The organism is Xanthomonas sp. NCPPB 1067 (assembly GCF_020783795.1).
GTDB lineage: Bacteria > Pseudomonadota > Gammaproteobacteria > Xanthomonadales > Xanthomonadaceae > Xanthomonas > Xanthomonas melonis.
Window position 1 is genome coordinate 158,836 of the sequence record NZ_JAJGQG010000006.1, and the last position, 19,924, is coordinate 178,759.

Annotated in this window: 17 protein-coding genes and 1 tRNA gene; 12 read left to right on the forward strand and 6 right to left on the reverse strand. The window is 65.1% G+C overall.

Annotated elements, in window-relative coordinates:
* Positions 1 to 5 precede the first annotated feature (5 nt).
* Positions 6 to 1,199, forward strand: coding sequence for an efflux RND transporter periplasmic adaptor subunit (locus LL962_RS07240; protein WP_228316438.1), 1,194 nt, complete (start codon positions 6 to 8; stop codon positions 1,197 to 1,199).
* Between the two features lie 6 nt (positions 1,200 to 1,205).
* The gene (locus tag LL962_RS07245; RefSeq protein ID WP_228316439.1) at positions 1,206 to 2,780 is read left to right on the forward strand and encodes a DHA2 family efflux MFS transporter permease subunit; all 1,575 of its coding nucleotides are present in this window, start codon (positions 1,206 to 1,208) and stop codon (positions 2,778 to 2,780) included.
* 570 nt (positions 2,781 to 3,350) lie between these two features.
* Here LL962_RS07245 and LL962_RS07250 read toward each other — a convergent pair.
* Positions 3,351 to 3,437, reverse strand: a tRNA-Leu gene (locus tag LL962_RS07250).
* 189 nt (positions 3,438 to 3,626) lie between these two features.
* Entirely contained in the window at positions 3,627 to 5,396 is a 1,770-nt protein-coding gene (locus LL962_RS07255; RefSeq protein ID WP_228316440.1) for a M14 family metallopeptidase, read from the reverse strand.
* 274 nt (positions 5,397 to 5,670) lie between these two features.
* Between LL962_RS07255 and LL962_RS07260 the strand changes: the two genes are divergently transcribed.
* Both LL962_RS07260 and LL962_RS07265 read left to right on the forward strand, forming a co-directional pair.
* The gene (locus LL962_RS07260) at positions 5,671 to 7,236 is read left to right on the forward strand and encodes a POT-type proton-dependent oligopeptide transporter (protein ID WP_228316441.1); all 1,566 of its coding nucleotides are present in this window, start codon (positions 5,671 to 5,673) and stop codon (positions 7,234 to 7,236) included.
* A 7-nt stretch (positions 7,237 to 7,243) separates the two neighbouring features.
* Entirely contained in the window at positions 7,244 to 7,852 is a 609-nt protein-coding gene (locus tag LL962_RS07265) for a rhomboid family intramembrane serine protease (RefSeq protein ID WP_104588024.1), read from the forward strand.
* Positions 7,853 to 7,960: 108 nt separating this feature from the next.
* Here the strand turns inward: LL962_RS07265 and LL962_RS07270 are convergent, their stop codons facing one another.
* On the reverse strand, positions 7,961 to 8,161 hold the full coding sequence (locus LL962_RS07270; protein ID WP_104588023.1) for a hypothetical protein: 201 nt from the start codon (positions 8,159 to 8,161) through the stop codon (positions 7,961 to 7,963).
* Between the two features lie 224 nt (positions 8,162 to 8,385).
* On the opposite strand from LL962_RS07270, the gene LL962_RS07275 reads away from it, so the two are divergent.
* The 3 genes from LL962_RS07275 (at position 8,386) to LL962_RS07285 (ending at position 10,100) form a co-directional block, all read left to right on the forward strand.
* On the forward strand, positions 8,386 to 8,655 hold the full coding sequence (locus tag LL962_RS07275; RefSeq protein ID WP_228316466.1) for a GNAT family N-acetyltransferase: 270 nt from the start codon (positions 8,386 to 8,388) through the stop codon (positions 8,653 to 8,655).
* A gap of 38 nt (positions 8,656 to 8,693) precedes the next feature.
* Positions 8,694 to 9,533, forward strand: coding sequence for a DUF3298 and DUF4163 domain-containing protein (locus LL962_RS07280; protein WP_228316467.1), 840 nt, complete (start codon positions 8,694 to 8,696; stop codon positions 9,531 to 9,533).
* 66 nt (positions 9,534 to 9,599) lie between these two features.
* Positions 9,600 to 10,100, forward strand: a complete 501-nt coding sequence (locus LL962_RS07285; RefSeq protein ID WP_228316468.1) for a MarR family winged helix-turn-helix transcriptional regulator — start codon at positions 9,600 to 9,602, stop codon at positions 10,098 to 10,100.
* 83 nt (positions 10,101 to 10,183) lie between these two features.
* On the opposite strand, the gene LL962_RS07290 is transcribed toward LL962_RS07285, so the two are convergent.
* A complete protein-coding gene (locus tag LL962_RS07290) occupies positions 10,184 to 12,382 on the reverse strand; it encodes a M3 family metallopeptidase (RefSeq protein WP_228316442.1) in 2,199 nt (732 codons plus the stop codon).
* Positions 12,383 to 12,777: 395 nt separating this feature from the next.
* On the opposite strand from LL962_RS07290, the gene LL962_RS07295 reads away from it, so the two are divergent.
* On the forward strand, positions 12,778 to 13,263 hold the full coding sequence (locus LL962_RS07295; RefSeq protein WP_228316443.1) for a glutathione peroxidase: 486 nt from the start codon (positions 12,778 to 12,780) through the stop codon (positions 13,261 to 13,263).
* 85 nt (positions 13,264 to 13,348) lie between these two features.
* Here the strand turns inward: LL962_RS07295 and LL962_RS07300 are convergent, their stop codons facing one another.
* Positions 13,349 to 14,128 (reverse strand): ferredoxin--NADP reductase, encoded by a 780-nt coding sequence (locus tag LL962_RS07300; RefSeq protein WP_228316444.1) that lies wholly within the window; start codon positions 14,126 to 14,128, stop codon positions 13,349 to 13,351.
* 202 nt (positions 14,129 to 14,330) lie between these two features.
* Positions 14,331 to 16,208, reverse strand: coding sequence for an ABC transporter ATP-binding protein (locus LL962_RS07305; RefSeq protein WP_228316445.1), 1,878 nt, complete (start codon positions 16,206 to 16,208; stop codon positions 14,331 to 14,333).
* Between the two features lie 227 nt (positions 16,209 to 16,435).
* On the opposite strand from LL962_RS07305, the gene LL962_RS07310 reads away from it, so the two are divergent.
* The 4 genes from LL962_RS07310 to LL962_RS07320 all read left to right on the forward strand — a co-directional run bounded on the left by LL962_RS07310 (position 16,436) and on the right by LL962_RS07320 (position 19,867).
* Positions 16,436 to 17,953, forward strand: coding sequence for a fumarate hydratase (locus LL962_RS07310; RefSeq protein ID WP_104588016.1), 1,518 nt, complete (start codon positions 16,436 to 16,438; stop codon positions 17,951 to 17,953).
* Between the two features lie 318 nt (positions 17,954 to 18,271).
* Complete coding sequence (locus tag LL962_RS20890; protein ID WP_255626224.1) at positions 18,272 to 18,394, forward strand: hypothetical protein; 123 nt, start codon at positions 18,272 to 18,274, stop codon at positions 18,392 to 18,394.
* Positions 18,395 to 18,406: 12 nt separating this feature from the next.
* Positions 18,407 to 19,042 (forward strand): glutathione S-transferase family protein, encoded by a 636-nt coding sequence (locus LL962_RS07315; protein ID WP_228316446.1) that lies wholly within the window; start codon positions 18,407 to 18,409, stop codon positions 19,040 to 19,042.
* 111 nt (positions 19,043 to 19,153) lie between these two features.
* Positions 19,154 to 19,867 (forward strand): carbonic anhydrase, encoded by a 714-nt coding sequence (locus tag LL962_RS07320; RefSeq protein ID WP_228316469.1) that lies wholly within the window; start codon positions 19,154 to 19,156, stop codon positions 19,865 to 19,867.
* The last annotated feature ends 57 nt before the right edge of the window (positions 19,868 to 19,924 follow it).

Below are 19,924 nucleotides of genomic sequence, written 5' to 3' on the forward strand. Positions count from 1 at the left end.
CGCCAATGAGCCAGACCCCTTCAGCTTCCTCCCAGCCCGCGCCGGCCGCACCGAACAAGCGCCGTGCGGCGCTGCGCATCGTGGCCCTCGCAGTCATCGTGGCGATCATCGGTATCGTGGCGTGGTATCTGCTCGTCGGCCGCTGGCACGAAGACACCGACGATGCCTATGTGCAGGGCAACCAGGTGCAGATCACCCCGATGGTGGGTGGCACCGTGGTCAGCATCGGCGCCGAAGACGGCATGCGCGTGGAACGCGGCCAGCTGCTGGTGCAGCTGGACCCAGCCGATACCGCGGTGGCGCTGCAGCAGGCCGAGGCCAACCTGGCCAAGACCGTGCGCCAGGTGCGCGGGCTGTACCGCACGGTGGAGGGCGCACAGGCAGAGGTGTCTGCGCGCGAGGTGACGCTGCGCAGTGCCCGTGCCGACTTTGCCCGCCGCAAGAATCTGGCCGCCACCGGTGCCATCTCCAACGAAGAACTGGCGCATGCCCGCGACGAGCTGGCTGCTGCCGAGGCGGCGGTGAGCGGTTCGCGCGAAAGTCTGGAACGCAATCGCGCGCTGGTGGACGATGGCGCGCTGGCCAACCAGCCGGACGTGCAGACCGCCGCCGCGCAGCTGCGTCAGGCCTATCTCAATCATGCGCGCACCGGCGTGGTGGCGCCGGTGTCGGGCTATGTCGCGCGGCGTTCGGCGCAGGTTGGCCAGCGCGTGCAGCCGGGCAGCGTGCTGATGGCGGTGGTGCCGCTGGAGCAGGTGTGGGTGGAAGCCAACTTCAAGGAGACCCAGCTCAAGCACATGCGGCTTGGACAGGAAGTGGAGCTGCATTCGGATCTGTATGGCGGCGGTGTCGCCTACAGTGGCCGTATCCAGAGCCTGGGGCTGGGCACCGGTAGCGCGTTCTCGCTGCTGCCGGCCCAGAATGCCAGCGGCAACTGGATCAAGATCGTGCAACGGGTTCCGGTACGCATCGCGGTGGACGCCAGGCAACTGGCGGCCAATCCGCTACGCATCGGCCTGTCGATGAAGGTCGATGTGAACCTGCACGATCAGCAGGGGCAAGTGCTGCCGGCCAAGGCCGCCAGCGGTGCGGTGTTCTCCACCGATGTGTATGCACAGCAGCTCAAGGCGGCCGACGCCGATATCCATCGCATCATCCAGGCCAACCTGCCGACGCAGGCTGCCGCCAAGCTGGGCTGAGCCGGCATGTCTTCGCAAGCTGCTACTGCGCCCGGTGGCCCGGCGGCGCCCGCGGCCGGCTTTCGCCCGGCGAGCGTGGCGCTGTGCACCGTGGGCCTGGCGATGGCCTCGTTCATGCAGGTGCTGGACACCACCATCGCCAACGTCTCGCTGCCCACCATCGCCGGCAATCTCGGCGCCAGTTCGCAGCAGGCCACCTGGGTCATCACCTCGTTCGCGGTGAGCACCGCGATCGCGTTGCCGCTGACCGGCTGGTTGAGCCGTCGCTTCGGCGAAACCAAGTTGTTCGTGTGGTCGACGCTGGCCTTCACCGTCGCCTCGCTGCTGTGCGGGCTTGCGCAGAGCATGGGCATGCTGGTGGTGGCGCGCGCGCTGCAGGGCTTCGTGGCCGGGCCGATGTATCCCATCACCCAGAGCTTGTTGGTGTCGATCTATCCGCGCGAAAAACGTGGGCAGGCGCTGGCGCTGCTGGCGATGATCACCGTGGTGGCGCCGATCGCCGGGCCGATCCTGGGCGGCTGGATCACCGACAACTACAGCTGGGAATGGATCTTCCTGATCAACGTGCCGCTGGGCATCCTCGCCAGCAGCATCGTCGGCTCGCAGTTGCGGCACCGTCCGGAGCAGTTGGAAAAGCCGCGCATGGATTACATCGGCCTGATTCTGCTGGTAGTGGGCGTGGGCGCGCTGCAGCTGGTGCTGGATCTGGGCAACGACGAAGACTGGTTCGCTTCGGACAAGATCATCGTGCTGGCCTGCATCGCCGCGGTGGCCCTGGTGGTGTTCGTGATCTGGGAGCTGACCGACAAGGATCCCATCGTCGATCTCAAGCTGTTCCGGCACCGCAACTTCCGCGCCGGCACGCTGGCGATGGTGGTGGCGTACGCCGCGTTCTTCAGCGTGAGTTTGCTGATTCCGCAATGGCTGCAGCGCGACATGGGCTACACCGCGATCTGGGCGGGCCTTGCCACCGCGCCGATCGGCATCCTGCCGGTGCTGATGACGCCGTTCGTGGGCAAGTACGCGCTGCGGTTCGACCTGCGCATGCTGGCCACCATCGCCTTCATCTTCATGTCGTTCACCAGCTTCTTCCGTTCCAACTTCAACCTGCAGGTGGATTTCGGCCATGTGGCCACCATCCAGCTGGTGATGGGCGTGGGCGTGGCGCTGTTCTTCATGCCGGTGCTGCAGATCCTGTTGTCGGATCTGGATGGTCGCGAGATCGCGGCAGGCTCGGGCCTGGCCACCTTCCTGCGCACGCTGGGCGGCAGCTTCGCGGCCTCGTTGACCACCTACCTGTGGGCGCGACGCACGCAAGTGCACCACGCGCACCTCACCGAACACATTTCGGTCTACACGCCCGGCATGCAGGAGCAGGTTGCCGCGATGGGGCAGGGCGACCTGCAACGCGGCGCAGCCTTCCTCAACAACATGATCAATCACCAGGCCTCGCAGATGGGCTTCAACGACATCTTCTACCTGCTGGGCTGGACCTTCCTGGCGATCATCTTCTTCCTGTGGCTGGCCAAGCCGCCGTTCGGCGCAGGCGCCGGTGGCGCAGCGGCGGCTGGCGGGCATTGAGCGCGGGTGACAGGGCGCTTGGCCGCTCTGACATCGGCCAGGAGACATATCACGCCGGTCTACTGCAGAGCGGGTGATCTGCGACTTGGCTGCAGGGCCCTTGCCCGCCCACGCCGGCTCTCGACACCTACGCTGCCACACTTCGAACAGATAAGGCTCTGACGCGGCATCCATGCCGCGTAAGGTGGGCAAGGACCAGCCGGGATATCGGTGTGCGTAGTGCTTTTCAAGGCAACCAGCAAACCGTTTGGAGCGGTGGGGGTATCGCGGTTTCGACCGACGCAGCCCCGGCGCAGATGCGGCTATTCGTGTATTCGCGCTGGACGTGCTGCTGTTTCCGGCGTCCGGCAATGCGCTGGACAGCCTTGCCTGGGCGCATGAGGCAGGCGAACGTGAGGAGGCGTGAGGCCTCAGCTATCTGTTGCTGATTGCGGCTCGATTGCCTGGTGCCGCGATGCGTCGTCGTTTGCGTAGTTCTGCTGCGCTGTTGATCGGCATGCTCACCAATGCCATCGCCCAAACGCAAAAAACCTCGCCGAGGCGAGGTTTTCTACGATCTACCGTGAGTCGTGGTGCCCAGGAGAGGACTCGAACCTCCACGAAGTTGCCCCCGCTAGCACCTGAAGCTAGTGCGTCTACCAATTCCGCCACCTGGGCGACTCAGGAGGCGAATTGTGCAAGCTGCGCGTGCGGCTGTCAACGTGTCTTCGGCAAAATGTTCGTGCTCGCCTGCGCTGCGCGTTGCGAGAACGGCAGCGCGATCGAGGACGCAGGTTGCGTGCGTCCGTTACCGCGACGCACGGCAACCGATAGCGCTCTGCCGCGCCCGGCCGTGCGGGCGGGCGGTCAGAAGTCGGTCTGCGCGGTTCGCAGCACCGGGTACAACCGGTAGCGCTCATCCCATGAGGAATGGCGCCGGGCGAAGAACTCCAGCCGTGCCTGCGGGTCGCCGGCGAAGACCTTGTCGTTGGCGAGGCGTTGCTCGAACTGCGCCTTCAATGCGGCATCGCGGGCCAGCATCTCGCGCGCCACGTCTTCGGCGACATAGGCCTCCATGTATTCCTTGCGTTCGAAGGCCGTATTGAAAAAGCCCCATTGCAGCAGCGAATCCGGCGCCTGCGGTTCCAGCATCGCCATCACCAGGCGCGCCTTGGGTTGGGCGATCGGCACGAACAGTGAGCCGGCCGGCACGGCGCGGCGTTCCTCACGCCATTGCCCGACGACTTCCACGGTCTGGTGACCTTCGTTGGAGCGTACCGCGAAGGTGGCGGTGTCGGCGCGGAAGGTCTGCACCTGGCGCTCTGCAGCCGTGCCGATGGTTCGGAAGTCGACACCGTGCAGGCGCAGTTTTTCCGCCACCAGTGCAGCCTGTGCGGCCGGCACCAGATACCCGCCGCGCGGCGCATCCACCACCACATCGGGCTTGACCTGATCGCGCAACGGCACCTTCCAGACTTGCGGGGTGTTCTCGTCGTAGCGCGTCATCAGCGCGCCGGAGATCGGCGAGGGCGTGCGTGTGTAGGCATAGCCGCGAAACGCGACGGTGCGCGCGGCGGGGCCAGCCGCAAAACTCAGCGGCTCGGGCGTGCCGGCCAGGCGGCTGGCACGTTGATCGGCCGCCAGCGCATCGGCGCGCCAGGCGGTTCCGTGTCTGGCCGCCTGCTGCAGCACCGACACGATGGTGTTGCGGGTGACCCGCACGCGGGTGGGGTAATCCTTCCACGAATGCGTTTCCACCAGCATGCCGAAGCGGTTGCGCAACAGGAAATAGCCATGCGAGAAGCGCGGCGGCGAGACGTCGTCGGCGAATCCGGAGCTGGGGTCGTCTTCGCGGACGAAGGAGGGGTAGTACGGCAGCGGCAGCGAGCCCTGCTTTTTGAGATCGGCAAGTACGGCGTCACGCCAACGCGTGCCATCGCGCTGCAGGGCGGCGTCGCCCGCATGCACCGGTTCGACCTGCACCGAGACATCGTGCTCGAACTTGGCGCCGTCGGTGACATGCAGGTCCACATACATCAGTGGGTCCCACTGCTGCAGCAGCCGCAGCATGGCCTGCATTTCGGGCGCATCGGCCTTGACGTAGTCGCGGTTGAGATTGAGGTTTTGCGCGGTGGTGCGCCAGCCCATCTGCTCCGGCCCGCGCTGGTTGGGGCGGTTCCAGGCGCCGAAACGCTCGTGGCCATCCACGTTGAACACCGGCACGAACACCCACACCAGCTTGTCGAGGACGCCCTTGCCGGCCTTGCCGTCCAGCAGCTCGCGCAAGGCCAGAAAGCCGGCGTCCTTGCCGTCGATCTCGCCGGCATGGATACCGCCCTGGATCAGAACGACTGGCAGCTTGCGTTGCGCGGCGGCATCCGGATCCAGCACGCCGCTGGTGGAGACGACCAGCGCCTTCATCGGGCGGCCTTCGGGCGTGGTGCCGAATTGTGTGCAGCGCACCGCCTGCGGATAGCGTTGTGCGAACGCATCGCAGAGCGCGATGACCTCGTCATAGCGACCGGTCTGCACGAAGCCGCTGCGTTCGGCCACGCTGGTCAGCGATTCGGCAGCACCTACAGCAGGGAGGGAGGCGCACAACAAAAGGCCCAAGGCCAGGCGGGTGAAGCGGAGCATGCGGGGGTCCGGCGATCTGGGGAAACCCTTTGCAATGTAGCCGAGCCGGCGGCACAGGCCAATCCGCACCGTGACCTGGCGCGCGCGGATGCGCGCTATCGGATCAGGCCCGCGGCGCGCAATGCCGCGGCGCATACGCCCGCCGGCAGGACGCCATGCTGGGCCTGCCGGCACGAAGGGCATGCCGGCAGGCGAGGCGAGATGCCAGTCGCATGGCAGCGAGCCCACCGGCGCCGGTACGATAGGGCCTGCCTACCGTTGGACCGGACCGCCTTTGACCACCCCGACCTTGCCCGGCGCCGCTGCCGGCGCGCGCCTGCCGCGCCAGATTCCCTTCATCATCGGCAATGAAGCCTGCGAGCGCTTCAGCTTCTACGGAATGCGCAACATCCTGGTGCAGTTCCTGATCACCTCGCTGCTGCTGCAGGAGATCAGCGGCCCAGGCCGCGAGGCCGAGGCCAAGCACATCCTGCACAGTTTCATGATCGGGGTGTACTTCTTCCCGTTGCTGGGCGGCTGGCTCGCCGATCGGTTGTTCGGCAAATACAACACGATCCTGTGGTTCAGCCTGGTCTATTGTGCCGGGCACGCGTGTCTTGCGCTGTTCGAAGACAGCCGCAGCGGCTTTTTCGTCGGATTGAGCCTGATCGCGCTGGGGGCGGGTGGTATCAAGCCACTGGTGGCCTCGTTCATGGGCGACCAGTTCGATCAGTCCAACAAGCACCTGGCGAAGGTCGTTTTCGACGCGTTCTACTGGATCATCAATTTCGGCTCGCTGTTCGCCTCGCTGCTGATTCCGCTGGCACTGAAGAACCTGGGGCCATCCTGGGCGTTCGGCATTCCCGGCATCTTGATGTTCGTGGCCACGCTGGTGTTCTGGCTGGGACGCAACCGCTATGTGCGGGTGCCCTTGCCGCCCAAGGACCCGCACGGGTTCGGCGCGGTGGTGCGCACCGCGCTGCTGACACGCGCATCGGGGCAGGGCCGCCCGGGCTTGGTGCTGGCGCTGCTGTCGGTGTTGCTGGCGCTGGCCTGCTTCGTGCTCATCGAACCGTTGGGCATCGTCATCTGCCTGTGCATGGCGCTGGTGCTGCTGCTGGCCGGCATCGGCGGCGGCACCTGGTGGCAGCTGGAACGTGCGCGGGGCACGCATCCGGATGCGGCGGTGGAAGGCGTACGGGCGTTGCTGCGGGTGCTGGTGGTCTTCGCCCTGGTCACCCCGTTCTTTTCGCTGTTCGACCAGAAGGCCTCGACCTGGGTGCTGCAGGGGCGTGAGATGCGCATGCCGGTCTGGTTCACCGCCTCGCAGATGCAGGCGCTCAATCCGCTGCTGGTGATGCTGTTGATCCCCTTCAACAACCTGGTGCTGTATCCGGTGCTGCGCCGGATCGGCTGGGAACCCACGCCGTTGCGGCGGATGACCAGCGGCATCGCTTTCAGCGGCGTGGCCTGGATCGCGGTCGGGCTGATCCAGGTGGTGATGGATGGCGGCGAGCCGATGCACATCGCCTGGCAGATCCTCCCGTATGCGCTGCTCACCTTCGGCGAGGTACTGGTGTCGGCCACCGGCATCGAGTTCGCCTACAGCCAGGCGCCGCCGTCGATGAAAGGTGTGGTGATGAGTTTCTGGTACCTGACCACCACGGTCGGCAATCTGTGGGTGCTGCTATCGAACGTGGCGGTACGCAATGAGACGGTGACCGCACATATCGCCGATACTGGGCTCAGCGAAGCGGCGTTTCTGATGTTCTTCTTCGCGGCCTTCGCATTCCTGGCGGCACTGGCCTTCGGCCTGTATGCGCGCGGTTATCGCATGGTCGACAATTACCGTTCTGCCTGAGGTCTGCATGATTACCCTGATCCTGATCGCCATCAACGGCATCGTCTCCTGGATGGCGTTCAACAACCGCAGGTTGAACGACCGCCTGATCCTGTGGCCGCCGGCCGTGGACAAGTACAAGCAGTACGACCGGTTGGTGACCTATGGCTTCATCCACGCCGACCTGGGCCACCTGGTCTTCAACATGATCACGCTGTTCTTCTTCGGGCGGGTCATCGAACGGGTGATGCTGCAGGTCACCGGCAGCGTGCTGACCTATCCGCTGTTCTATCTGGCGGCGCTGGTGGTATCGATCCTGCCCAGCTATCTGAAGAACCAGAAGAATCCCAACTATCTGAGTCTGGGCGCATCCGGGGCAGTGTCGGCGGTGCTATTCGCCTTCATCCTGCTGCAGCCGTGGACGATCATCCTGGTGCTGTTCATTCCGGCCCCGGCGATCATCTATGCCGTGTTCTACGTTGGATACAGCCTGTGGATGGATCGCCGTGGCGGCGATCGCATCAACCACAGCGCGCACCTGGCCGGTGCGGCGTTCGGGGTGATGTTCATGCTGATCATGGCGCCAGAGGTGTGGCAGATCTTCCTGCAACAGCTCGTCAATCCGCGCTTCGGCTAAGCCAACCAGGGGGGAGGGAGGGGCGGCACCGTCGTGAACGGGTCGGGCTACTTCCTGCGCCGGGATTGTCGCAGTGGCGCGACGTCCCGGCGGATACCGCCAAGCCGCTCAGGCCGCGCTGCGGTCCTGGTCGCTTGCGGTGGCACTGCTGGACGTTGCGCCATAGGCCTGCTGCAGGCGCTGATACACCGTATCGTTGAGCTGTGCGAAGTCCGCGCTATGGGTGTCGCCGGTCAGGGCGAACTGGAACAAGCCTTCCAGCAGCGAGCTGTCGCTCGGGGCGTTGTTTCCTGCCGAATCGTTGTGCATGCGATGACTCCTCGTAGGTGAGCAAGAGCCTCGTCCAGTGCCCGGAGCCGGGTGCTGCGAGTGCTCTTGAGCTCAGCTATCGGCGCAGGCGAAACGAACTTGAGTGACGGCCCTCCAATTCGTGCGGAGTGCGTGGCGTGGGTTCATTTTCACGCTGGCGCGGCGTGGCGCTGTTCACACTCAAGGCCCATTCCCTGGCTGCAGACCACACGGAGTCAGCGACCATGCGCGCCGAACACCAACCCGCCGAGCAGCGATTCCATCTATCGGCTGATGGCCAGCGCGCCGAGCTGCAATACCGTCGCGACGACGCGCGCCTGACCATTACGCACACGGTGGTACCCGATGCGATCGCCGGGCGCGGCATCGCGTCGGCCCTGGTCGAGGCCGCATTACAGTACGCACGCGACAGCGGCCTGAAAGTCGTGCCCGCATGCAGTTACGCCGAGGCATACATGCGCCGGCATCATCAGTATCACGACCTGCTGGCCTGATGCCGGCAACAACGTTTGGATCAGGGGAGTTGGCAGGAATGGGGCGGTTGGCGCAAGTGAATGGATGGGTGGGGATCGTGCTGCTGGCCATGCTGGCGGGTTGCACGCAGCGCGAGGCGACGACCGCCGAACCGGCGGCGCCGGCTGCCGATGCTGTGCCGACGCCGGTCGCCGAACCGGTCATGGTGAGCAGTGGTCCGTTGCAGGACGTGATCGAGCATGCGCCGGCATACATGGTGGGCATCAGTTATCCGCGTGGCCTGGACGCCTATCCGGAATTGGCTGGCCTGGTCCGCGACTATGCACAGGATGCGCGCGACGAGCTGATGCAGGCAGTGTCGGGACTGGGCAACGACAAGCCTGCAGCGCCCTATGAACTGTCGCTGTCGTTCGAGAAACTGTTGCAGACTCCCGAGCTGATCGTGGTGTCCGCCGACGGCAGCCGCTACACCGGCGGCGCGCATGGCGAACCACTGGTGGCGCGTTTCGTCTGGCTGGTCAAGGAGCGCAGGCAGCTGACCGCACAGGCACTGATCGCAGATCCCGCTGGCTGGGAAAAGATCGGTCGCGAGGTCGCCATGCAGCTGCATGCCGCCGCAGCCGAGCGCGTAGTGGCCGAGCGCGTGCCGATCGAGGAACAGGCAGAGCAGGTTGCCTCGGCCGACCGCATGATCGCCGAAGGAACCACGGCGCAGGTAGGCAATTTCGCTCAGTTCGTTCCGGTATTGAATGCGGCCGGCAAGATCGCCGCACTGCGTTTCGTGTTTCCGCCGTATCAGGTCGGGCCGTATTCGGACGGCACGCAAACGGCGGAAATCACAACTGCGACGTTGCTCCCGTGGGTCGCGCCGGAATATGCACATCTCTTCGCTCGCTGATCCATCGCCTTGCAGGTGATGTGTTTGAATGGCCGCGCCATTCAGTATTGGAATCAGACCGGCGATATGAGTAGTTTCGATGCGACCGAGAACTGCGTGAACCACACAAGCGAGCGTTACACGGCATTTCCGCGGGAATCGGCCGTCGTGGTGAGGTTGATCAAGCATCTTTACAAGCGACTGCATACGATCACTTGCATCCGGCTCAGGCCTTACGGACTCAGCCCGCCGGAATACGAGATCCTGATGACGTTGTATGGCACGCCGGACCAAGCGATCACGCCGACCGAGGCGGCCGAGGCGGTTAGCGAGAAGCCGGCCAACATCACCCGGCTCACGGACCAGCTATGCGAAAAAGGCCTGATTGCGCGCGGCACCAGCGCAGATGATCGGCGCAAGATCATGTTGACCCTGCAACCGGCTGGGCTGGCGTTGATTGAGAGCTTGCTGCCGGAAGCCTGCGAGCTGCTGGCGCAGCAGACCTCCCACATCAGCGAGACCGAACAGGTGCGTCTGGAAAAGCTGCTGAAGAAACTGCTCATTGGCGTGGACTCGGTCGAGCCCTGAGCCGGTACGACGGCGCGCGTCGCCATCAACGACAACGCCGCCCGGAGCGATCCGGGCGGCGTTGTCGTTCTCAGGACTGGACGTTACGGCTTGGACTGCGGAGTCTCCGGTGTTGCGCCGTCGCCGCCCTGCGCGCTCAGGCCGCGCTTTTCCAGTAGCGGCTCGATCTGCGGCGCGTGACCGGCGAAGTTCTGGAACAACTCCATGGCATCCACGCTGCCGCCGCGCGAGAGCAGGGTCTTGCGGAAGCGGTCGCCGTTGGCGCGGCTCAGGCCGCCGTGCTGCTTGAACCATTGCTGGGTGTTGGCATCCAGCACTTCCGACCAGATGTAGGCGTAGTAGCCGGCGGCATAGCCTCCCATGATGTGGCTGAAGTAGGGAGTCTTGTAGCGCGGCGGCACCGGTGCGTAGGCAATGCCGTCCTGCTGCAGGGCCTTGGCTTCGAACGCCATGACGCCGGCTGCATCGGGCACCTGGCTGGCGCTGATCTGATGCCAGTTCTGGTCCAGCATCGCCGCACCCAGGTATTCGGTGGTGGCGAATCCCTGATTGAACTTGGACGCGGCGATCACCTTGTCCAGCAATGCCTGCGGCATCGGCGTGCCGCTCTGGTAATGCTTGGCATAGTTCTTCAGGATCGACGGCTCGTCGGCCCACATCTCGTTGACCTGCGAGGGAAATTCGACGAAGTCACGCGGCACGCTGGTGCCGGAGAAATACGGGTATTTGACGTCCGAGAACATGCCGTGCAGCGCATGCCCGAACTCATGGAACATGGTGGTCACTTCATCCCAGGTCAGCAGCGTTGGCTGGCCGGCCGGCGGCTTGGGAATATTGAGATGATTGGCCACCACCGGCTTGAAACCGGTCAGGTCCGACTGCGAGACATACGAGTTCATCCATGCGCCACCACGCTTGGATTCGCGTGCGTACATGTCGGCGATGAAGATCGCCAGCTGCTTGCCATCGGCATCGAACACGTCGTAGACGGTGATGTCGTCGCGGTAGGTCGGCAGATCGGTGCGCTGCTTGAAGGTCAGGCCGTATTCCTGGGTGGCGGCGTAGAACACGCCGTTTTCCAGCACGTTCTTCAGTTCGAAGTAGGGCTTGAGCTGGGATTCGTCGAAGTTGTACTTGGCCTGGCGCACCTTCTCGCTGTAGTAGGCCCAATCCCAGGCTTCGAGCTTGAAGGTGGGCTTGCGTGCAGCTTTTTGTTCCTTGTCGATCATCGCCTGCAGATCGGCGGCTTCGCGCTTGGCGTTGGCGACCGCAGCAGGTGCCAGCTTGCCGAGCATCGCATTGACCGCTTCCGGAGTCTTGGCGGTCTGGTTTTCCAGGGAATAGGCTGCGTAGGTGGGGAAGCCGAGCAGCTTGGCCTTGTCGGCGCGCAGCTTCATGATGCGCGACACCAGCGCGGTGTTGTCGTACTGGCCGCCATGGCTGCCACGCGACACCGAGGCGTCGTAGATCTTCTTGCGCAGGTCGCGGTTCTTGAGTTGGGTCAGCGGCGGTTGGCCGGTGGTGTTGAGCAGGGCGATCACGTACTTGCCATCGAGCTTGCGCGCCTTGGCCGCTTCGGCGGCCGCAGCGATCTGTTCTTCGGACAGGCCGTCGAGCTGCTTGACGTCATCCACGACCACCGCGGCGGCGTTGACCTCGGCCAGTACGTTCTGGCTGAAGGTGGTGCCCAGCTTGGCCAGCTCGGCATTCATCGCCTTGAGCGTGGTCTTGTCCGCATCGGAGAGCCTGGCGCCGTCGCGTACGAAGTCGCTGTAGTACTTCTCGACCAGGCGCACACCTTGCGCATCGAGGCCCAGCTTGGCGCGTTGGTCGTACAGGGTCTGGATGCGCGCAAACAGCTTGCCGTTGAGCGAGATCGCATCGCGGTGCGCGGCGAACTTGGCCGAGTAATCGGCCTGCAGCTTCTTGCGTACATCGTTGGTGTCGGCACCGACCAGGTTGAAGAACACGGTGGTCGCCCGATCCAGGGTGGCGCCGCTCTTCTCCAGCGCGAGGAGGGTGTTCTCGAAGCTCGGTTTGGCCTTCTGGTTGGCGATCTTCTCCACTTCCTTCAGCTGCTCCGCCATGCCGGCGTCGAAAGCGGGGGCGAAATCGCTGTCCTTGATCTTGTCGAACTGCGGGTAATGCAACGGCAGGTCGCTGTCGGCGAAGAACGGGTTGGCCTGGGTGGCGGCCTGGGTGGCAGCGGGGGCGGCAATGCTGTAGGACGGCATGGCAAGTCCCAGGGAAGCGGCCAGGGCAAAAGCGAGACGGGTGGTCAAGAGAGTTGCTCCAAAGTGCGACCCGTGAGGCTAACCCGGGCCGGGGGGTACTGGCTTGTGACAAAAGGCATGGCCGGGCAGCGGACGCGAGCGTTGGCAGTTGCGGTTCTGGCGTGGTGGCGACCAGTACGCTGGGGCGATCTGACGGCGAGCCACACGCTGCAGGGTCTGCAGGCAAGGGCGATTCTTCAGGCGGCATCTGCCGTTCGCCTGCCGGCGCACTGCGTTGCTGCCAGTGTCTGCGACGTCTGGCATCGCGAATGAAATGCGCGAGCGGCCTTATTCCGGGCCGCACACGTGGCTCGCCGCAGGGCAACCTTGCCACTCCGGCCAACTGCAACGTGCGGCCCTGCATCGTCCTGCGCTAGGCTGACGTCTTTGCAGTGGAGACTGGCATGACGGCGCTTTCGGCCCAGCAGTTCACCGACCTCGATGGGCGCGCGCACGCCTTGGCCGACTACGCCGGCAAGGTCCTGCTGGTCGTCAATGTGGCCTCCAAGTGCGGTTTTACCCCGCAGTACGCGGGCCTGCAGGACTTATGGCAGCGCTACCGTGCGCGTGGTCTGGTCGTGATCGGCTTTCCGTGCGATCAGTTCGGCCACCAGGAGCCAGGTGACGCCGCGCAGATCCGCCAGTTCTGTTCGCTGGACTACGCGGTGGATTTTCCGTTGTCTTCGAAGATCGAAGTCAACGGCAGCGGCGCGCATCCGTTGTGGCAGTGGCTCAAGCACGAACGCCCCGGCCTGCTCGGATCGGAGGCCATCAAGTGGAATTTCACCAAGTTCCTGATCGGCCGCGATGGGCGCGTACTGGAACGTTATGCGCCCACCACCAAGCCGGAAGCGTTGGCTGCCGACATCGAGCGCGCGCTGGGCGCATGATCCGGTAGGGCATGGTGCTCGAACCGACGGCATCGGGTCCTTCAGATGAAACGCCGCGCCGCGCTGGCGTTTCACCCGTGTCAGGTCACTTCTCGACGAAGGCACGCTCGAATACGTAATGCCCCAGCGTACCGATGCGCGGCGAGGTCTGGAAGCCGCGGCCGTCCAGCAGCGTACGCAGGTCGGCCAGCATCTGCGGGCTGCCGCAGATCATGAAGCGGTCGTTGGCCGGATCCAGCGTTGGCAGGCCCAGCGTCTGCTGCATGCGTCCATCGGCCATCAGCTCGGTCAGCCGGCCCTGGTTGGTGAAGGCTTCGCGGGTGACTGCCGGGTAGTACAGCAGCTTGTCGCGCAGGATATCGCCGAGGAACTCGTGCTGCGGCAGCTCGCGCTCGAAGTAGTCGCGATAGGCCAGATCCTGCTCGAAGCGGACGCCGTGGGTGAGGATCACCTTGTCGAAGCGCTCGTAGGTTTCCGGGTCCTTGATGACCGACAGCCATGGCGCCAGGCCGGTGCCGGTCCCCAGCAGGTACAGGTTGCGGCCCGGGTGCAGGTCGCTGATCAACAGCGTGCCGGTGGGCTTCTTGCCGACCAGCACCTTGTCGCCGGGCTGGATGTGCTGCAGCCGCGAGGTCAGCGGACCATCGGGCACCTTGATGCTGAAGAACTCCAGCTGTTCTTCCCAGTTGGCACTGGCGATCGAATACGCGCGCAGCAACGGGCGCGTCTCGGTCTCCAGTCCGATCATCACGAACTGCCCGTTCTCGAAACGGAAACCGGGGTCGCGGGTGGTGGTGAAGCTGAAGTAGGCATCGGTCCAGTGGCGGACCTCGAGCACCGTTTCGGCGCCGAAAGCGGAAGACATACCGGTGAGTGTCGTGGGAGGAATACCGGGCGATTCTACCTCAAGCCCGCCAAATGAGATGAACTCTCATTTGGCGGGCCGGGATTCGGGAGTCGGAATTGGGGATTCGCAAGAGCAGATCCCGGGTTCCGGGCGCATCAGGGCTCGTGGATGAGCTGGCAGCTCTTTCCAATCCCCAATCCCGACTCCCGAATCCCCAACCTCACCGATACCCAGCCGCCTGCAGCTCGAACAGCTCCGCATAGCGCCCGCCCTGCGCCATCAGCTCCGCATGGGTGCCGTTGGCCTCGATGCGCCCTGCCACCAGTACCAGGATGCGGTCGGCCATGCGTACGCTGGAGAAGCGGTGCGAGATCAGTACCGCGGTGCGGTTGTCCGACAGCTCCTTGAAGCGCTGGAATACCTCGAACTCGCTGCGCGCGTCCAGCGCGGCGGTGGGTTCGTCCAGGATCATCAGCTGCGCATCGCGCATGTAGGCGCGCGCAATGGCGATCTTCTGCCACTGCCCGCCGGACAGGTCCACGCTGTTCTTGAAGCGGCGGCCGATCAGCTGGTCGTACCCATGCGGCAGGCCGGCGATCAGCTCGCCCGCCATCGCGCGCTGCGCGGCGGCCTGGATGCGGCCGGTGTCGTCCATCGCATCCACCTGGCCCACGCCGATGTTCTCGCCCACGCTCAGGTGATAGCGCACGAAATCCTGGAAGATCACCCCCAGATTGGCGCGCAGATCGTCCAGGTCATAGTCGCGCAGATCGTGGCCATCGAGCAGGATGCGGCCTTCGGTCGGGTCGTAGAGCCGCGCCAGCAGCTTCACCAGGGTGGTCTTGCCGGCGCCGTTCTCGCCCACCAGTGCCAGCACTTCGCCGGCGCGCAGTTCGAAGTCCAGATGGCGCACCGTCCATTGCTCCGCCTCCGGGTAGCGGAAGCCCACGTCCTCGAACACGAAGCCCCGGCGGATCGGGCGCGGCACCGGCAACGCGCCGGGGCGCGAGCGGATCTCCGGCACGATATTGAAGAACGAGTACAGGTCGTCCAGGTACAAGGCCTGACCGGCGACCTGCGAGAACCCGATCAGCAGGCCTTCCAGCAACTGGCGCAGGCGCAGGAAGCTGCCCGCCAGGAAGGTCAGGTCGCCGATGCTGAAGTCGCCACGCACGGTGCGCCAGGCGATATAGCCGTACGCGGCGTAATAGCCCAGGGTGCCCAGCGCCGCCAGCAGCGCGCCCCACAGCGCACGCTTGCGCGCCAGTGCGCGGTTGGCCTGGAAGAACTTGTCGGCCAGTCGCCGGTAGCGCGCGATCAGGAACCGGTGCAGGTTGAGGATCTTGACTTCCTTGGCGGTCTCCACGCTGGCGCCGACCTGGCGCAGGTAGTCGAGCTGACGCCGTTCCGGCGTCCACTGGAAGTTGAGCGAGTAGCCCAGTGCGTTGAAGTGGGCCTCGCCGATGAACGCGGGAATCAAGGCGATCGCCAGCAACACGATCAGCCAGGGCGCATACACCACCAGGCCCACCGCCAGGCTGATCACCGTGATGGCGTCCTGCACCTGACCGAACAACTGGCTCATCAGGTTCATGCGGTTCATGGTCTGGCGCCGCGCGCGATCCAGCTTGTCCTGCCGGTCGGGATCTTCGAAGTCCTTCAGATCCAGCTGCGCAGCGTGTTCCATCAGGCGCACGCTGGCCGCGTTGTTGAACAGCTCCGACAGCAGCGCATCGGCATAGCCGACCATGCGTCCGAGTAGATCCGAACCGATCGCCAGGGCCAGCTCCAGTGCCAGCAATTCCAGCAACCGGTTCAGGCGCCCACTGCCCAGCGCCTGGGCGAATGACTCGAACGCCGGCGGCTGGCCCACCAGGTGGATCGCCTCGTCGATGATCAGCTTGCCGATGTAGAGCGTGGCAATCGGCATCAGCGCGCGCAACACGCGCAGGCCGATGCTGCTGGCGCTCAACCAGCGGCTGGTCTGCCAGATCTGACGCAGGAAGGGGGGCAGATTGCGCAGCGCATCCAGGCGTTCGCGCAGGGTGGGGCCGGTACGGGGAGTGGGCGCGGCGGCGCCGGAATGGGAAGCTGACATTCGCCCAGTGTGCCGGGCGCGGCGTGCTTCGGGAGTGTTGAACCTTGCCGGAGGGGGAGCGCATCGCCGCCGGACAGCTTGGCCCGGCCCGGGCACTGCGGTGCGAAGGGCTGCAGCGCTGCCGCAGACGCGCCATTCGCAACGCAGCCTTCCCCTGGCTACGCCGGTGCGGCCGGCGGTTTGTTCTAAAATGCCCGGATTGACCCCCGCCAGCCGTAGAGCCAGCCGTGACCTCGATCAAGCAGGAAGACCTCATCCAGTCCGTCGCCGATGCGCTGCAGTACATCAGCTACTACCACCCGGTCGACTACATCAAGAATCTGTCCGCTGCCTACGAGCGCGAAGAGTCGCCGGCGGCCAAGGACGCCATCGCGCAGATCCTGATCAATTCGCGCATGTGCGCCGAAGGCCATCGCCCGATCTGCCAGGACACCGGCATCGTCACCGTATTCCTGGAAATCGGCATGAACGTGCGCTGGGACGATGCCACGATGGGTGTGGAAGACATGGTCAACGAGGGCGTGCGTCGCGCCTATAACCACCCGGACAACAAACTGCGCGCCAGCGTGCTGGCCGACCCGGCCGGCAAGCGCGCCAATACCCGTGACAACACGCCGGCGGTGGTCAACACCAAGATCGTGCCGGGCGACCATGTCGAAGTGATCGTCGCCGCCAAGGGTGGCGGCTCGGAAGCCAAGAGCAAGTTCGCCATGCTCAACCCGTCCGATTCCATCGTCGATTGGGTGCTCAAGACCGTGCCGACCATGGGCGCCGGCTGGTGCCCGCCGGGCATGCTGGGCATCGGCATCGGTGGCACCGCCGAGAAGGCGATGCTGCTGGCCAAGGAAGCGCTGATGGAGCCGATCGACATCGTCGACCTGCAGGCGCGCGGCGCCTCCAATCGCGCCGAAGAACTGCGGCTGGAGCTGTACGAAAAGGTCAATGCGCTCGGCATCGGCGCACAGGGCCTGGGTGGCCTGACCACGGTGCTGGACATCAAGGTCAAGGATTACCCGACCCATGCCGCCAACCTGCCGGTGGCGCTGATTCCCAATTGCGCGGCCACCCGCCATGCGCATTTCACCCTGGACGGCAGCGGCCCGGTGATGCTGGACCCGCCCTCGCTGGAAGACTGGCCCAAGCTCACCTACAACCCGACCAATGCGCGCCGGGTCAACCTGGATACCATCACCCGCGAAGAAGTGGCCAGCTTCAAGCCGGGCGAGGTGATCCTGCTCAACGGCAAGCTGCTGACCGGCCGCGACGCCGCGCACAAGCGCATGATCGACATGCTCAACAAGGGTGAAACCCTGCCGGTCGATTTCACCAATCGCTTCATCTATTACGTCGGCCCGGTCGACCCGGTGCGCGATGAAGTGGTGGGCCCGGCCGGCCCGACCACCGCCACGCGCATGGACAAGTTCACCCGCCAGATGCTCGAACAGACCGGGCTGCTGGGCATGGTCGGCAAGTCCGAGCGTGGCGATGCCGCCATCGATGCGATCCGCGACAACAAGGCGGTGTACCTGATGGCGGTCGGCGGTTCGGCCTACCTGGTGTCCAAGGCGATCAAGGCCGCGCGCGTGCTGGCGTTCGAAGATCTCGGCATGGAGGCGATCTACGAATTCGAGGTCAAGGACATGCCGGTCACCGTGGCAGTGGATTCCACCGGCGAGTCGGTGCACAAGACCGGCCCGCGCCAGTGGCAGTCGCGTATCGGCAAGATTCCGGTGGTGGTCGAGTAAGCGCGGCAATCGAGCCGGCTGCGCGGCCGATGGGCTGGCGTGGCCGGTATCGGCAAGCGGCATGGACCAGGCGTTTACGGCGGCTATTGCGAACGCTCGTCTTCGCCAGAGCGGCAACCAGACGGCGTGCGTTTCGACCGTCCGGCCCGGAACGGCGAGGCAGCGCACGCAGCGTCGCACAATCCACCGGCAGTACGGCCCAGTTACAGCGCACCCGGGCGCGACGAAGCGTTAACGGAAATGCATCGCACCCGGGTGCGTACCGCCGCGCAGGAAGCGGCTATGCTCGGCGGACCAGCGGGTCCGCAAGCAGAACGGATGCTCCGACGCATCTGCACCGTGCTGCTGTCGTGCCTGAGCCTGAGTGGGGCGCAACAGCAAGAGGCGGCGACGGTGCTGATTCCGTCCAGCAACGACGCGTCGCGGCCTGCTACCACCTGATCCGGAGCGCGCATGGTCGCCACGCTGTATCACACCCCCAGCACCGCCGCCCTGGTCGTGCACTGGCTGCTGATCGAACTCGACATTCCCCACGTGCTGCATCCGCTGGACTTCGACCGGCGCGAGCAGAAATCGCCGGAGTATCTGGCGCTCAATCCAGCCGGCGTGGTGCCGACCCTGGTGCTGGACGGGCAGGTGCTGACCGAAGCGGCGGCGATCGTGTTGCACCTGGCCGACCTGTACCCGCAGGCCGGCCTGGCACCGCCTGTCGGTACGCCCGAGCGTGCCGACTATTACAAGTGGATGTTCTTCTGCGCCAATACCTTGCAGCCGGCCTATCGCGCCTGGTTCTACCCTGACGAACCAGCCGGTGCCGCGCGTGCCGAAGACGCACAGGTACAGGCGCGCGCGCGGCTGGAGACAGCCTGGACCCAGGTGGATGCGTATCTGCAGGCGCACGGCCCGTACCTGCTGGGCCGGCAGCTGTCGGCGGCCGACTTTCTGCTCACCATGTTGATGCGCTGGTCGCGCAACATGCCGCGACCGACCGATACCTGGCCGGCGCTGCAGGCGCATGCGCAGCGTATGAAAGCGCGCCCGGCCTTTCAGGAAACCTATCGCCGTGAGGGCCTGACGGACTGGACCTGAACCGGCGGCTGGCGACTGCGAAGTTTTGTGCGCATTACCTCCTTCTGGGTCGTTTTGCGGCGTTTGTCACATAGTACGATCGCGGCACCAACCAGAGAGCAGGGGCTCGCCATGTCGCATTCCGCATCCCGTCGAAAACTGCTGCAGTGCGCCTGTTGCGCGCCGATCGCCGCAGCTACCGCGTCGCTTCCATTTGCCGTGCGCGCCGCCCCGTCGAAGAAGACGGACCTCAACGCCGAGCAGGCGCTGCAGATACTGCGCGACGGCAATGCCGCCTTCGTGGAAAACCGCCCCAAGAAGATCATCTCCGACAGCCGCCGCCGCCTGGAACTGGCGTTGGGCCAGACTCCGTTCGTGATCCTGGTGTCGTGCTCGGATTCGCGCGTACCGCCGGAGCTGCTGTTCGGCCGCGGACTGGGCGAGATGTTCATCGTCCGCAATGCCGGCAACACCGTCGATACGACGGCGCTGGGCTCGATCGAATACGCAGTGAGTCAGCTCGGCGTGCCGCTGGTGGTGGTGATGGGCCACGAGAGCTGCGGCGCGGTGGCTGCGGCGGTCTCGGTGGTGGAGCAGAACGCGTTCTTCCCGGGCGCGATCGGCGCCATGATCGAACCCATCGTTCCGGCGGTGCTGACGGCCAAGAGCAAGGGGAGCGACGATCTGCTGGCTGCCTCCGTGAAGGCCAACGTCAAGCGGACCGTCGATCGTCTGCGCGGCGCTTCCGAACCCGCCTTGCTCGAACCCCTGCGCACCGGCGCCTGCAAGGTGGTCGGCGCCTATTACACCCTGAAGGACGGCAAGGTGGATTTCTTCGACGTCTGAGTCGATGGTGCGCCGCTGGCGGTGCGTGATGCGGACTGCCAGGAATGCGCAGTCCGC

Bases quoted from the DNA above. Each gene is read 5' to 3' on its own strand.
- LL962_RS07305 (WP_228316445.1), bottom strand. From the start codon at position 16,208: ATGTCAGCTTCCCATTCCGGCGCCGCCGCGCCCACTCCCCGTACCGGC.
- LL962_RS07285 (WP_228316468.1), top strand. From the start codon at position 9,600: ATGAGTAGTTTCGATGCGACCGAGAACTGCGTGAACCACACAAGCGAG.
- LL962_RS07240 (WP_228316438.1), top strand. From the start codon at position 6: ATGAGCCAGACCCCTTCAGCTTCCTCCCAGCCCGCGCCGGCCGCACCG.
- LL962_RS07255 (WP_228316440.1), bottom strand. From the start codon at position 5,396: ATGCTCCGCTTCACCCGCCTGGCCTTGGGCCTTTTGTTGTGCGCCTCC.
- LL962_RS07270 (WP_104588023.1), bottom strand. From the start codon at position 8,161: ATGCACAACGATTCGGCAGGAAACAACGCCCCGAGCGACAGCTCGCTG.
- LL962_RS07265 (WP_104588024.1), top strand. From the start codon at position 7,244: ATGATTACCCTGATCCTGATCGCCATCAACGGCATCGTCTCCTGGATG.
- LL962_RS07245 (WP_228316439.1), top strand. From the start codon at position 1,206: ATGTCTTCGCAAGCTGCTACTGCGCCCGGTGGCCCGGCGGCGCCCGCG.
- LL962_RS07315 (WP_228316446.1), top strand. From the start codon at position 18,407: ATGGTCGCCACGCTGTATCACACCCCCAGCACCGCCGCCCTGGTCGTG.
- LL962_RS07280 (WP_228316467.1), top strand. From the start codon at position 8,694: ATGGGGCGGTTGGCGCAAGTGAATGGATGGGTGGGGATCGTGCTGCTG.
- LL962_RS07275 (WP_228316466.1), top strand. From the start codon at position 8,386: ATGCGCGCCGAACACCAACCCGCCGAGCAGCGATTCCATCTATCGGCT.
- LL962_RS07300 (WP_228316444.1), bottom strand. From the start codon at position 14,128: ATGTCTTCCGCTTTCGGCGCCGAAACGGTGCTCGAGGTCCGCCACTGG.
- LL962_RS07320 (WP_228316469.1), top strand. From the start codon at position 19,154: ATGTCGCATTCCGCATCCCGTCGAAAACTGCTGCAGTGCGCCTGTTGC.
- LL962_RS20890 (WP_255626224.1), top strand. From the start codon at position 18,272: ATGCTCCGACGCATCTGCACCGTGCTGCTGTCGTGCCTGAGCCTGAGT.
- LL962_RS07295 (WP_228316443.1), top strand. From the start codon at position 12,778: ATGACGGCGCTTTCGGCCCAGCAGTTCACCGACCTCGATGGGCGCGCG.